We start from the raw sequence: 13,662 nt of genomic DNA, 5'->3' as shown, positions 1-13,662 counted from the left end.
CGCTTGACGCGCCTGTTCCGCCAATAAAATGGCGTTAAAGTCCCCGTCCCAATTGGGTGTACTTATCCCAAGTCCCAGCTAATCTGCTTAAAACAACTATTCAATTTAAATGGATGTTTTTTTGACGTCAGATCAGCTTCGCCAGGGATGCGTATGACCAAGGGACCCAGCGGCACAGAGAGGCGAACGCAGCCGCAGGGGTCGGCCATGCGGTGGCGCCACACGTTCCAGACCCGTATCGCCGGGGTGCTGGCGCTGTTGTTGCTGGTGGTGGTGGCGGCCACTTACTTTGCGGTCAAGGTTGCCACCACCCGCGCCGTGGAAAACCAGGCCCAGGTTCAGCTCAGCACGGGCATCCAAGTCTTTGAACGCCTGTTGGACCTGCGCGGGCGCCGCCTGCAATACGGGTTGGACTGGCTGACCGTGGACGGTCCTTTCAAGCAAGCGGTGATCGACGCCAAGGCCGATTCGATCCTGGCTGCGTTGCGCCGGCATGGCACCGGTATCCACTCCACCGAGGTGTTTGTGCTCGGCCTGGATGGCAAGGTGATGGTCAGCACCTTGCCGGTATTGGTACAGGGCGCGGAGTTTCCTTATGCACAGGCCCTGGGTCATGCGCGGCGCAGTGGCCAGCAAATGCTCATCGTCGCCATGGACGGCCAGCCCTATTTGCTGGTGCAGGACGAGGTGCTCGACCCGCAGCCTATCGCCCGCGTGGTCATGGGCTTCCCCATGGACAAGCTGTTCGCCAATGAACTGCGTTCCATGAGCAACCTTGAAGTGTCGTTCCTCAGTGAGCAGGACGGCCGCGCCGGCCAGTTGTTCAGCACTCAGCCTGAGGCCTATCAAGACACCGTCATCAGCCTGATGCGCGACAGCCACCCCAACCCTGAGGCGCAGATCAATGGGTTCCACGGGCAACGTGTACTGAGCCAGGTGTTGCCGCTGGCCAACACCGGCGATGGCGATCAAGTGCGCGTGTTGCTGCAAAGCCCGCTGGATCATGCGCTGGAATCCTTTGCGCCGCTGGACCGGCAGTTCCTCGGCATCGCCCTGGCGGTGCTGCTGGTGTCGCTGGTGGCCGCATTGTTTCTGGCGCGGCGTGTGTCGCGCCCGCTCACTGCCCTGGTGGAGGCCGCTGAACGTATTGGCGCCGGTGACTACCGCACGCCGGTGCGGGTGCGCAGCCACGATGAATTCGGCTTGCTGGCCCGCGCCTTCAACGCCATGCAAAGAGGCATCGCTGTGCGCGAACGGCAATTGGCGCATAACGCCCTGCATGATCCGCTCACCGGCTTGCCCAACCGCGCCTTGGCCATGGAGCGCCTGGGCAGTGCGATCAGTGCGCGGCGGCCGGTGGTGCTGCTGTACCTGGGGATCGAAAACTACCGGGTGATCAACGAAGGCTTCGGCCCTCAGGGCGTCGAAGCAATGCTGCGTGAGGCCAGCCGCTGCCTGTCCCTGAGCCTGTTGGCCAGCGACACCGCGGCGCGCATCGCCGGCAGTGAGTTTTTGCTGTTGCTGGAAAACACCGAGATCGACCGCGCCGTTGCCCGCGCCGACCGCCTTTACGGGCTGCTCACCGAACCCCAGCGCATCGGCAACGACGAGGTGCGCCATGAAGTCAGCATCGGCATTGCCGCGTACCCCGCCGACGGCCAGCAGGTCGAAGAGTTGATCAGCCGCGCGGCCATTGCCCGGCATGATGCGGCGAGCCTGCCGGGGCATTTGCAGATCTACCAGCAAGACCGCGACCTTGCACACCAGCGCCAGATCACCCTGATCCGCGACCTGCGCCGGGCGGTGGTCGAGGGCGAATTGTTCCTGTGTTACCAGCCCAAGCTCGACCTCAAGCACGGCCATGTGCGCCAGGCTGAGGCCTTGTTGCGCTGGCAGCACCCGACCCTGGGACAGGTCTCGCCCGCCGAATTCATTCCTTTGGCCGAGCGCACCGGCAGCATGGGCAGCCTGACCCTGTGGGCGATTGAGGAAGCGATCCGCCAGATGGCCGAGTGGTCGCAGCGCGGTTTGCCTATTCAGCTTTCGGTGAATATTTCGGTGGACGACCTGGCCGATGATGACTTGGCCGTTCGCGTCACGGCCTTGTTGATGCAATACGACGTGGCGGCTGAGCAGTTGATTTTCGAGATCACCGAAAGCGCGATCATGCATAACCCGCAACAGGCCCTCAGTGTGCTGGAACAACTGCGTGGCTGCGGCATCAGCCTGTCGGTGGATGACTTTGGCACCGGCTATTCATCGCTGGCGCAATTGCAGCGTTTGCCGGTGCAGGAATTGAAGATCGACCAGTCGTTTATTCGCAACCTCGACAGCGCCAGTGGCGACGGCGTGATCGTGCGTTCGACCATCGAAATGAGCCATAACCTGGGGCTCAAGGTGGTGGCTGAAGGCGTGGAATTCGAGCCCAGCCTCAAGTTGCTCAGGCTGTGGAAGTGCGACACGGCGCAGGGGTACTTGATCAGTCGGCCGTTGAATGCCATGGCGTTTGAGAGGTGGATGCGCCGCGAGCGGGTGGTGCTATGAGGCATTCATGTGGGAGCTGGCTTGCCTGCGATAGCGGTGTGTCAGTCACCTGATGCATTAACCGAAAGACCGCATTCGCAGGCAAGCCAGCTCCCACATTGGAGCCTCACAGGGCACAAAAAAGGCGGCTACCCGTGAAGGTAGCCGCCTTTGTTTTACCGCCGGTTCAGCTTAATCCGGCAGTTTGAACGCCATCACATAGTCACCCTGCTTGGTGCCCAGCGAGCCGTGACCGCCGGCCATGACCAGCACGTATTGCTTGCCGTTCTTGCCGGTGTAGGTCATCGGAGTGGTCTGCGCGCCTGCTGGCAGGCGGCCTTCCCACAGTTGCTTGCCGTTTTTAACGTCATAGGCACGCAGGTACTGGTCGAGGGTGCCGCTGAGGAACGCGACGCCACCGGCGGTGGTGAACGTACCGCCCAGGCTAGGCACGCCCATGGTCAGCGGGATCGGAACCGGCGAGCTGTCGCGCACGGTGCCGTTCTTGTGCATCCAGATGGTCTGGTGGTTGGTCAGGTCGACCGCCGCCACATAACCCCACGCTGGCGCCTGGCACGGCAGGCCCAAAGGCGACAGCAGTGCTTCGAGGATCACGCCGTACGGCGCGCCTTTGTTTGGCTGCACGCCTTCGGTTTCGCTGACGCGTGGGCCTTGCTTGGCAATGTCGGCCGCCGGGATCAGTTTCGATTTGAACGCCATGTAGCTCGGGTTCACGAAAGCAATCTGACGCACCGGATCAACCGAGATGCCGCCCCAGTCGAACACGCCGAAGTTGCCCGGGTAAACGATCGAGCCTTGCAGCGATGGCGGGGTGAATGGGCCGTCGTAGCGCATGGATTTGAAATCGATACGGCACAGCATCTGGTCAAACGGCGTCACGCCCCACATGTCGCGTTCTTTCAACGGCGGCGGCATGAAATTGAGGTCGGACTTCGGCTGGGTCGGCGAGGTGTGATCACCGGCCACTGCGCCTTGCGGTACAGGGATTTCGTTGATCGGTACCACCGGCTTGCCGTTGCTGCGGTCCAGCACGTAGATGCTGCCTTGTTTGGTCGAGGCCATGACTGCTGGCTTGACGCCGTCAGCGGTCTTGATGTCGATCAGCGAAGGCTGGCCGCCCACGTCCATGTCCCACAGGTCATGGTGGGTGAACTGGAAGGTCCATTTCACGTGGCCGCTGTCGATATCCAGAGCGGTCAGGCCGGCGCTGTATTTTTCCGAGTCTTCGGTACGGTCGCCGCCGTATTGGTCAGGCATCTGGTTGCCCATCGGCAGGTAGAGCATGCCGAGTTTTTCGTCGACACTGAACATGGACCACATGTTCGGCGAGTTGCGGGTGTAAGTCTTGCCCTCGGCCAACGGGGTGGTGTCGTCCGGGTTGCCGCTGTCCCAGTTCCATACCAGTTTGCCGGTGTGCACGTCGAACGCACGGATCACGCCGCTAGGCTCGTCGGTGGAGACGTTGTCGGTCACGTGACCGCCGATCACGACCAGGTTCCTGGTCACGGCCGGTGGCGAGGTGGAGTAGTAACCGCCGGGGGCGAAGCTGCCGATGTTGGCACGCAGGTCGACCTGGCCTTTGTCACCGAAGTCTTCGCACATCTTGCCGGTGTCGGCGTTCAGGGCGATCAGACGGGTGTCGGCTGTCGGTACGAAAATGCGTTTCGGGCAGACGGCGCTGACGGGTGCAGTGCTGGCGCTGCCGGTCGGGCTTTGTTCGGAAGCGTAGACGGCGTCATCGTGATACGACACGCCACGGCAGGTCATGTGCGCCCAACCCTTGAAGTTCGCGGCACCCTGGCTGCTGATCTTCGGGTCGAAACGCCAGATTTCCTTGCCGGTGTCCGGGTCCAGCGCAATCACCTGGCTGTGCGGCGTGCACACGTAGAGCATGCCGTTGACTTTCAGCGGGGTGTTTTCTGCGGTGGTTTCACCGGGATCGCCAGGGCCTGGGATGTCACCGGTACGGAAGGTCCACGCCGGCACCAGCTTGTGGGCGTTTTCCGGGGTGATCTGCGCCAGTGGCGAGTAACGATCACCGAAGGCCGAGCGGCCATAGGAATTCCAGTCGCCATCGGCCTGGGCCGGTGCAGCGCTGGCCATGCCAGGCGCGGCGTCGCGGTCCAGTTGGCCGGTCCTGACCATCTCACCGGGGTTGGTGAATTGGCTGGCCAGGGCGGCAGCACCGGCCAGCACCACGGCTACGCTCAGCGCACCAGTGCCCAGTGGCGCGGGTTGACCACGCAGCAACGGACGGCGAAACCACGGCAGCAACAAGACAATGCCCAAGGCGAACAGCAGGGCCAGGCGCGGCACCAATTGCCACCAGTCCAGGCCGACTTCCCACAGTGCCCACACGGTACTGGCGAACAGCACCAGCGCGTACAGGCCCAGCGCTGCGCGGCGGTTAGCCAGCAGCAACACGCCGGTGAGGGCGATGCCGATACCGGCCAGCAGGTAGTACAGCGACCCGCCGAGCATGCTCAGCTTGACGCCGCCGGCCAGCAAGGCCAGCCCCATGATCAGCAGCAAGACGCCTAGCAGCCTGGGCAATAGGCGGCTTGGGCTTGAAGCACCATCAGTGCTCATAGTGTGTTTCTCCGTGACGTTGGAATTATGTAACCCCGTGCTTCACTGTAGATGACGATTCGGCGCGGGCTAGGTTCAGCGTTAATTTGGGTTTTTCTGGGGATAAGTCATTTATCCACAGGCGGGCGATTGAATCCCACGCGCGGGTCGGTTTAAGACAGCGCTGTCTTCAAGGCAGGGAACATTTGGCAAGATGGGATCGACCGCAGGCGTGAAACGTTTCAGTTTGTTGCGGCAAGGATAAAGCGCCTTCTCGTTTTGAGAAAGCGTAATTAGAGAGATGCATCATTTCAGATCTGGTAACAGTGACAGAACGTCGCTGCAGGAATGCCTGTAAAGCCTAGGGTCTGTGGGAGCTGGCTTGCCTGCGATGCAGACACCTCGGTACATCAGGTACACAGCGTTGATGCCATCGCAGGCAAGCCAGCTCCCACAGAAACCGGCTCACACAGAGGAGTTGCGCTGCTTTCTAGAAGGTAGTGCGCACGCCGAATTGCACGCTGCGCCCAGGTGCCGGGGCGATATCGCGCAGGATCGAGCTGGCATAACGCACGGTCTGGTTGGTGAGGTTTTCGCCATTGACGAACGCCAGCCACTGGCTGCCACCCACATTGAAGTGGTAACCGGCGCTGGCGCCCAAGGTGGTGTAGCCGTCGGTGCCGCTTTCGTTATCCGGCACACGCCCTTGGCCCGCAGCGTGTTCCACGTCGATCCGCGCCTGCCAGCGGTCCAGCTCCCACAGCAAGCCGCTGTTCAGGCGCAGCGGCGCAATACGTGGCAAGGCTTCGCCCGTGTCCAGGTTGGTGGCGCGTGTGTAATCGCCCGACAGCTCCAGGGCGAACTTACCGTAGGCGCTTTCGCCGAGTTTCCAGTGATCCTGGGCTTCGAAGCCGGCGAAACGTGCACGCACGCCGGAGTATTTGTATTGCGGGATACCGCCCGCGTCTTCTTCACCTTCATCGTTCAGCGTGCGGCCAGTGCCCAGCAAGCCGATGTAGTTGGAGAAGCGACTATAGAACACGCCAAAGCTGCCCTTGTGCGTGCCATTGTCAAAGCGCAGCGCCAGGTCGCTGGACACGGCTTTCTCTTTTTTCAGGTTGGCATCACCCAGCTCGTAAGTGCCGGTGGCGACGTGGGCGCCGTTGGCATACAGCTCGTAGAAGGTTGGCGCGCGCTCGGTGTAGCCCAGTGTCGCGGCCAGCGACCACACGGGTGTGAGGCTGTACACCGCGCCGGACGACAGGCTGCCGGCGGTAAAGTCATTGGATTTATCGGCACCGGCAAAGCGCGTATTGCCCTTGGCATTCGGGTCGACATTGGTGTGTTCCACGCGCCCGCCCAGGCTGAGCTTGAGGCGCTCGGTGGCCTGCATCTCTTCGAGGATAAACAGCGCGCCGGCGTTGGTGTCGGTCTGCGGCACAAAGGCTTCCTCGCCCAGTGCCGAGAACTCATTGCGCGTCACTTGGGCGCCGACCACGCCCTCGAACGGGCCGAGCGGCTGGTGGCGCGCTTCAACGCGGGCTTCATAGCCCTTGTTCTTGAAGATCGTGCCGGTTTCGCCGCCTTCGATTTCACGGTGCTCGTAATCGGTGTAGCCCGCGTCAAGTTTCACCGAGGTAAACGGGCCTTGCAGGTTGCGGGTCTCGGACGCAAAGGCGTAGTGATCCTGCTTCATGCGGATGCGCACGTCTTGCTCGGCGGGTGAGCCGTAGTTGCTGTCGTAGTTGCTGTAGGAAAGCCCTGCATAACCGTCGTCCCAGGTGTAGGAACCGCCGACCGCGCCGCCATCCTGGCGCCCGTCGCTGTTGCCCAGCCGGCCATTTTTGCCGGGGCCGTCTTCGGTTTCCGGAGCGTGGCGGCTGCGGGCCTGGCCGGGGATTTTGAGGTCGTTGAATTCCCGCGCATTGGCGTCCAGGTGCAAGGCAAAGGTGCCGTTGCCGGCTTCCAGTTTGCCCGCGCTGCTGCGGGTGGTGTCGGCGCCGCCGTAACGCAGTTCACCGGCACCGTGGATGCCTTCAATCGCCTCGGTGGGAATGCGGTTGTCGAAGGTGTTGACCACGCCGCCGATGGCGCTGCCGCCGTACAACAGCGCCGCCGGGCCACGTACGATTTCGATGCGGTCGACGTTGATCGGGTCCAGTGGCACGGCGTGGTCATAGGACAGCGACGAGGCATCCAGCGCGCCCACGCCGTTACGCAGGATGCGAATACGGTCGCCATCCTGGCCACGAATGATCGGGCGGCTGGCGCCTGGGCCGAAGTACGACGACGACACGCCCGGCTGCTTGTTCAGGGTTTCGCCGAGGCTGCCTTTTTGCTGCAGGGTCAGGTCGTCGCCTTCGAGCACCGTGGTGGGCGAGGCGAGTTGTTCGCTGCCCAAGGGGTTGCCGGTGATGACTTGGGGTTGCAGTTCCAGGGCGTGGGCTTCGGAGCCGATCAACAGGGCGGCGGCAAGCGGGGTCAAGCGCCACAGAGAGGAGAGGGACATCAAACATTCCTTGGTAAAAGGCACAGAAAAGAGAAGGCTTAAAACGGTATCGGCTTTGATAAGTATCGTTACAATATAACATCTCTTTTTTGCCTGAAAAGGGGAACTTTTTCCCAGGGGCTATATTCAATGCAGTGCTTCCACCGCTACGCCCTGTCGGCTAAGGTGCGCGGCTGTGTTTCCTCATTTTGCAAAAGGCCTGGCATGACCGCGACAAGCAACGACCCACTTCACGGCGTGACCCTGCAGCACGTGCTCACCACGTTGGTGGAGCACTACGAATGGAGCGGTCTGGCCGAACGCATAGATGTGCGCTGTTTCAAGAGCGACCCCAGCATCAAGTCGAGCCTGACCTTCCTGCGCAAAACACCGTGGGCGCGGGAGAAAGTCGAAGGCTTGTACGTCAAGCTGATGCGTACCAAACGTCCGCTGGATTGAGGCTATGAAGCGGTACGTGGCCACGGCGGCGCTGGCTGGCTGGACAGGGCTGGCGATTCAGCAATACCTGATTTTCCATTCACGCTGGGAGGCCGGCGCGAGCCTGTTGGGCGGGCTGATCAACTTTTTCAGTTTCTTCACGGTGCTGACCAACACGCTGGTGGTCGTGGTGTTGAGCTATGCGCTGGTCAATCGCGAGTCGGCGGCCAAGCGCTTCTTCCTGGCGCCCACCGTCAGCAGCGCTATTGCTACGAGCATCGTCGTGGTGAGCCTGGCCTACAACCTGTTGCTACGGCATTTGTGGAGCCCCACCGGCTTTCAATTTATCGCCGACGAGTTGCTGCACGACGTGCTGCCGGTGCTGTTTGTGATTTATTGGTGGCGGTGTGTGCCCAAGGGCACGTTGCGCTTGAAACACATTGGCGGTTGGGTGATCTACCCGTTGGTGTACTTCGGCTATGTGCTGCTGCGCGGGCATCTGCTGGGGCAGTATCAGTACCCATTCATCGATGTGGACAGCCTCGGTTATCCACAGGTGTTCGTGAATGCCGGAGGGATTTTGGCGGGGTTTGTGCTGATTGCGTTGGCGGTGGTGGGGTTGGACAAAGTTCTTAAACGGGCAGCGTAAAAATGTGGGAGCTGGCTTGCCTGCTCCCACATTGGATCTTCAGTGGGCTTGAGGGCTTTATTCTTCTTCGCTGCCCTCGGCACGCCAGTAACCCACGGCCTTGAGGAACGCCTCATTGACCTGGTGCGTGTCCAGCAACACGCGGCGTACCTGGCGCGACAGCTTGGTTTCCGTCGCGACAAAGCTGAACAGTGAGCCGCCCGGCAGGCTCAGGCTGCGCACTGTCTCAAGCAGGTCGTCCTGGCCGCGCACCACCCAAATCACCTCTACATCGGCGGCGCTGTTCAGTGGCTGCCGTTCGGCGTTATTGGCGATTTCAATCACCGCCAACACCTTGCGCCCGGCCGGCAATTCTTCCAGGCGACGGGCGATGGCCGGGATCGCGGTTTCATCACCGATCAACAAGTAGCTGTCGAAGATGTCCGGCACGATCATCGAGCCGCGCGGCCCGCCGATGTACAGGTGCTGGCCGACTTGCACCTGTTCGGCCCAGGTAGAGGCAGGGCCATCGCCGTGCAGCACGAAGTCGATATCCAGCTCGCCGATACTCGGGTCGTAGCGCCGTGGCGTGTAGTCGCGCATGGCCGGTTGCGGGCCGTCGCCCTTGATGTTGAACGTCGGGCTTTCCAGCGCAGCCTGCTCGGCGGCGTTCTGCGGGAACAGCAGCTTGATGTGGTCGTCACTGCCCAGGCTGATAAAACCTGCCAGTTCCGGCCCGCCCAAGGTGACGCGGCGCATGCGTGGGGTGATGTCGACCACCCGCAGTACTTCGAGGCGGCGGCGTTTGATTTCGTGGGTAACGCGATGGATAGCTTGAGTATTCATTGGTTTTTCCCGTCGGCAATGGCTTGCGCGGTGCCGTTGAGCAGCGCCGCGACACGAACGATTTCTTCCGGGCTCCAGCGCCCGTGGTGCGAATGCAAGGCGTGGCGCAGGTTATGCACCGCTTCGTGGATTTGCGGTGGGCGGTCATGGCCACGCAGCGAGCGCTTGCTGACATCAATGCGCATGCGCACGCCTTCCAGGGCAACGGCTTGCTCGCTTAAGAAGAGACGACCGGCGTCGGTGATTGTGTAGCGTTTTTTTCCACTCTCGGCGTCGCCGCTGATCAACTCGCTTTCTTCCAGAAAGGTCAGCGTGGGGTAGATCACACCGGGGCTGGGGCTGTAGGCGCCGTCGAACAGGCTTTCGATCTGGCGGATCAGGTCATAGCCATGGCAGGGCTGCTCGGCGATCAAGGCCGGCAGCAGCAGCTTCAGGTCGCCAGGGGCAAATACCCGAGGGCCGCGGCCACCGCGTTTTTCAAATTCGCTGCGATGCTCGTGTCGCATTTTTCTATCCTCTTTCACATTTAGATATAACTTAAGATATATCTTAAGACGACGAAAGCACGCGGCGACCAACGGTCAAACCTCGCCCGTATGCGAAGAAGGTGTTGCCCAAAATCGGATAGGTTGTATAGACGATTAATAAGTTTAGAGTTATAACTTTAATTAGGTTAACTACTCGGTTTTGCCGTGTGTGCCTTGATTTTCCGGTGGTATAACTTCGTGTAGTCTGATTCTTACGGCCCATTCATTAGTTGGATTTTTAATCACGTAGTCCTATTCTTACGGTAACTTTTAAAGTTTTGGCAAAATGCCATCTTTTTCCCGCGACCCTTGCTTCCTGTGGCTACGACGCTATGCGAAGCAGCCTGCATACCGGTTGTTTAGTTAAGTTGATCATTGTTTGGCGTGGTTGGCTCAACCCGCTTACTGCGCGCTTTCGTTGTCGAGTATTTACTCGGCAATGAATCAATCAATGTTGCTAACTACAGGTAAATGCCATGTTCAAGAAGTTTGCTGTTGCCGTTCCCCTGGCTGTTCTGGCGCTGTCTTCCTCGGTTGCAGCTTTTGCTGCCGGCGAAGCCAGCCATACCGTCAACCTCAAGGCAAACATCCCGACCACCGTGTTCCACGCCCAGCCGCGTGACCCGAACTGGGGCCGTGACGAAACCATGAGCTACAACCTGGTCAGCGGTGAGCTGGCGCCCCTGAGTGCCATCTACGACATCAAGAACACCAACGGCTCGGTCCACGCCTACATCGAAGGCGGCCCGGCCGTACTGTTCAACGGTGATGCTGCGCAGAACATCGCGCTGACCACCACCCTCAATGGCGTGACACTCACCGGCGCACCGCAGGAAGTGGTCAACGAAGCCGACTCCACCCCAGGTATCGGCGCCGAGATGCGCATCAGCGCGGCCAAGCCTTCCGCGACCCAGCGCGGTTCCTACACCGCCGTAATGCCGGTGGTATTCGACGCCGTACTGCCAACGCTTTGATGCCAAAAAATACCCGATAACCCCGGGCGTTTGCTTTCAGGTCGGCTGATTTCCCTCCTCGGTCTGCCGGCCTGGTTTTCCTTCTCCGTTTTTTGGCATTCAGAGTGTTCCGTTCATGTTCCCGATGACGCCTATCGCGGCTGCGCTTGCGCTGTCGATGTGTACGAGTGCCCTGGCTGCGCCTGCCTCCCTGGGCGCTTCAACCCCGGGCAGTCTGATTAACCAGGCGCAAGGCTTGCCCGCCGGGTTTACTGATCATTTTTTCGATGTGCCATTGGCGGTGCGCGTAGACCTTGACCAACAATTGCTCGGCGAGGCCCTCATCGTCTTGTCCCGTGATGACCGCGTCACCTTGCTGGAGTTTACTGACACCGGCGACAGCAAAGTCCCGGCCGCCACCCGTGATACCTGGCAAGCGCTGCTGGAAAAAGGTGTGGCGTTGGGCGCGTGTACCCAGTCCTGCCCGGAAAAAATGCTCTCGGTGTTCTACAACCTGGAAAGCTCTCAGTTGTCGATCCTCACGCAAAACGCCGAACTGAGCAGCGACATCCCACGCTTCTATGAGCAGCCGAATGGCGGCAGCCTGGGGCTGATCATCAACAACCAGCTCAACCTCAACGGCGGCCAGGCGGACAGCCTCGGCGGACGCTACGGCTTGCAAGCCAGCTCCAGCCTGGGCAATTGGAGCCAGGTGTTCAACCTGCAGCTGGCGCGCCAGAGCGGCGATGACGAGCCCATGCGCCATGCGATCCACGAGCTGTACACCCAGCGAGAACTCGAAGGGCAGTTTTTCCGCCTGGGCCACTTCACCCCCAATTCCGATGGCCTGACCCGCCAGTTGCGCAGCTTCGGCGCCAGCCCCGACACTGCGTTGGGCCTGATGTATGGCAGCTCCGACAGCCTGGCCATCAATAACGCCAAGCCCAGCGTGTACCCGATCTATGTCACCGCCAACCGCCAGGCGGCGGTGGAGATTTACCGCAACGGCCTGTTGATCAATACCCAGGCGGTTTCCGCCGGCCTGCAAACCCTCGACACCCGGCCCTTGCCCGGCGGTATTTATGAAGTGGAAGTGCGCCTGGTGGAAGACGGCCTCACCACCAGCACCACCCAGGAGCTGGTCTACAAACCCAGCAACTGGCGCAACGCCGAAGACCGTTGGCGCTATAACCTGTTCGCCGGGCGCGAAACCAGGTTGTTCAGCAACTGGGACGAACAAGCCTCCGGCGCGATGACCGCTGGTGCGTCGCTCAACTACCTGGTGCACCCTCGGGTGATCCTCGGCCTGTCGGCCCGTCAGGTCCGCGAACAACTCCAATATGGCGGCTCGGCGGACTGGACGGTGGCCAACAACACCAGCGTGTACGCCAACCTCTACCAGACCCAGGAACACGGCACCGGCATGGACCTGCAAGGGGTGTATACCTTGGGGGCGACCAACCTGGTGTTCAGCCATAACCGCAGTTGGCTGGATACCCGCGACACTTACGAGACCCTGCCTGACGGCACACGCCTGCGGCGTAACACCTTCGTCGGCGAGGCCAGCAACACGGCGTTGTCGGTCAACCACCGGCTGGATGCGAAAAACACCCTGAACATGCGCCTGTCCCACAGCGAAGGCAATGTGGAGGGCGCCGGCATTGACCTGGGTTGGAGCCGTCACGACAACCTGTTCGGCAGTGATGCCAACTGGCGCTTCTCGGTGTTCGACCGGCCCGGCAGCGCCGGCACCAATGACGCGCGCAACCGCGGCGTGGACGTGAGCGTCAGCGTCAACCTGGGCACCGAAGGCCGGCAGATTTCCGGCAGCATCGGCACCCGTACTGCCCGGGATGGCGGGCGTGACAACAACGCCTCGGTCACGTTGCGCCAGGACCTCACCGACCACTTGCTGCAAAGCGTCTCGGCCACGGCGATCACCGACACCTATGGCGTCGGCCTGTCGGGCATGGCCAGCTTCAATACGGCGGCGGTCAGCGGTGACGGCTTTGTACAGCGCAGTTCGTTCAATGGCGACCTGAGCGGCGGCTTGAACCTCAACAGCACCTTCGTTGCCGGCGCCGGCCAGATGCTGCTGAGCAGCCAGTATCAGGGCAACGGGGCGGGCATGATCATCGACGTGGAAACCGACCTCGACGAGATCGCCCTGCGCGCCGACGACCTCGGTGGCGGCGGAGCGCTCCTGCGGCCGGGGCGCAACTACGTGCCGGTTTCGGCTTACAAGAGCAGCAGCGTGAGCTTCGACTTCGAAGGCAATCACCCGCCTGCGGCGAGTATTCAACCGACCCGCGCCAGTTATCACCTGAACAAGGGCGGCGTCGACTACCAAAAAATCACTGTGATGAAAACCGTCAGCGTGCTCGGCCGCCTGCTGGACGAACACGGCGCGCCGCTTAGGGGCCATCACGTGATCAACCACGCCAGCCGCGGGGTCAGCGAAGTGGACGGGTTCTTCTCGATGGAAATGAGCGCCAGCTCACCCACCTTGCAAGTGCGCTACCAGAACCAGTTGCTCTGCCAGTTCCGTCTGGACCCGGCCAATGCGCCAAGCGAAAGCGATGTGCTGATGATCGGCGATTTGCGCTGCACCAAGGACACGCTCGCAGAAGCGGTCCACACCCCCCAAACCGCTGGTTGATGGCATGGACA

General features: G+C 61.2%; 9 protein-coding genes. 5 read left to right on the top strand and 4 right to left on the bottom strand.

Going from position 1 to position 13,662, the window contains the following annotated elements; translation table 11 throughout:
• Positions 1-207: 207 nt before the first annotated feature.
• Positions 208-2,544, top strand: a complete 2,337-nt coding sequence (locus ASE80_RS10610; protein WP_056858868.1) for a putative bifunctional diguanylate cyclase/phosphodiesterase — start codon at positions 208-210, stop codon at positions 2,542-2,544.
• Positions 2,545-2,715: 171 nt separating this feature from the next.
• Here the strand turns inward: ASE80_RS10610 and ASE80_RS10605 are convergent, their stop codons facing one another.
• Both ASE80_RS10605 and ASE80_RS10600 read right to left on the bottom strand, forming a co-directional pair.
• A complete protein-coding gene (locus ASE80_RS10605) occupies positions 2,716-5,133 on the bottom strand; it encodes a glucose/quinate/shikimate family membrane-bound PQQ-dependent dehydrogenase (protein ID WP_056858867.1) in 2,418 nt (805 codons plus the stop codon).
• 469 nt (positions 5,134-5,602) lie between these two features.
• On the bottom strand, positions 5,603-7,621 hold the full coding sequence (locus ASE80_RS10600) for a TonB-dependent receptor (RefSeq protein ID WP_056858866.1): 2,019 nt from the start codon (positions 7,619-7,621) through the stop codon (positions 5,603-5,605).
• Between the two features lie 204 nt (positions 7,622-7,825).
• On the opposite strand from ASE80_RS10600, the gene ASE80_RS10595 reads away from it, so the two are divergent.
• Together ASE80_RS10595 and ASE80_RS10590 are read left to right on the top strand one after the other, a co-directional pair.
• The gene (locus ASE80_RS10595; RefSeq protein ID WP_010212838.1) at positions 7,826-8,059 is read left to right on the top strand and encodes a VF530 family DNA-binding protein; all 234 of its coding nucleotides are present in this window, start codon (positions 7,826-7,828) and stop codon (positions 8,057-8,059) included.
• Positions 8,060-8,063: 4 nt separating this feature from the next.
• Positions 8,064-8,687 (top strand): Pr6Pr family membrane protein, encoded by a 624-nt coding sequence (locus tag ASE80_RS10590; RefSeq protein WP_056858865.1) that lies wholly within the window; start codon positions 8,064-8,066, stop codon positions 8,685-8,687.
• Between the two features lie 57 nt (positions 8,688-8,744).
• Here ASE80_RS10590 and ASE80_RS10585 read toward each other — a convergent pair whose 3' ends face one another.
• Both ASE80_RS10585 and ASE80_RS10580 read right to left on the bottom strand, forming a co-directional pair.
• On the bottom strand, positions 8,745-9,512 hold the full coding sequence (locus ASE80_RS10585) for a siderophore-interacting protein (RefSeq protein ID WP_056858864.1): 768 nt from the start codon (positions 9,510-9,512) through the stop codon (positions 8,745-8,747).
• A complete protein-coding gene (locus tag ASE80_RS10580) occupies positions 9,509-10,018 on the bottom strand; it encodes a PadR family transcriptional regulator (RefSeq protein ID WP_056858863.1) in 510 nt (169 codons plus the stop codon). Before ASE80_RS10580 ends, ASE80_RS10585 begins: the two co-directional genes overlap by 4 nt.
• Positions 10,019-10,515: 497 nt before the next feature.
• Here ASE80_RS10580 and ASE80_RS10575 point away from each other — a divergent pair, with 497 nt between their 5' ends.
• Both ASE80_RS10575 and ASE80_RS10570 read left to right on the top strand, forming a co-directional pair.
• On the top strand, positions 10,516-11,013 hold the full coding sequence (locus ASE80_RS10575; RefSeq protein ID WP_056858862.1) for a CS1 type fimbrial major subunit: 498 nt from the start codon (positions 10,516-10,518) through the stop codon (positions 11,011-11,013).
• Positions 11,014-11,128: 115 nt separating this feature from the next.
• Positions 11,129-13,651, top strand: coding sequence for a TcfC E-set like domain-containing protein (locus tag ASE80_RS10570; protein ID WP_056858861.1), 2,523 nt, complete (start codon positions 11,129-11,131; stop codon positions 13,649-13,651).
• Positions 13,652-13,662 lie beyond the last annotated feature (11 nt).

Origin of the sequence: Pseudomonas sp. Leaf15 (assembly GCF_001421425.1) — a bacterium.
Lineage (GTDB): Bacteria > Pseudomonadota > Gammaproteobacteria > Pseudomonadales > Pseudomonadaceae > Aquipseudomonas > Aquipseudomonas salomonii.
This window is presented reverse-complemented; position numbering and strand designations above follow the sequence as displayed.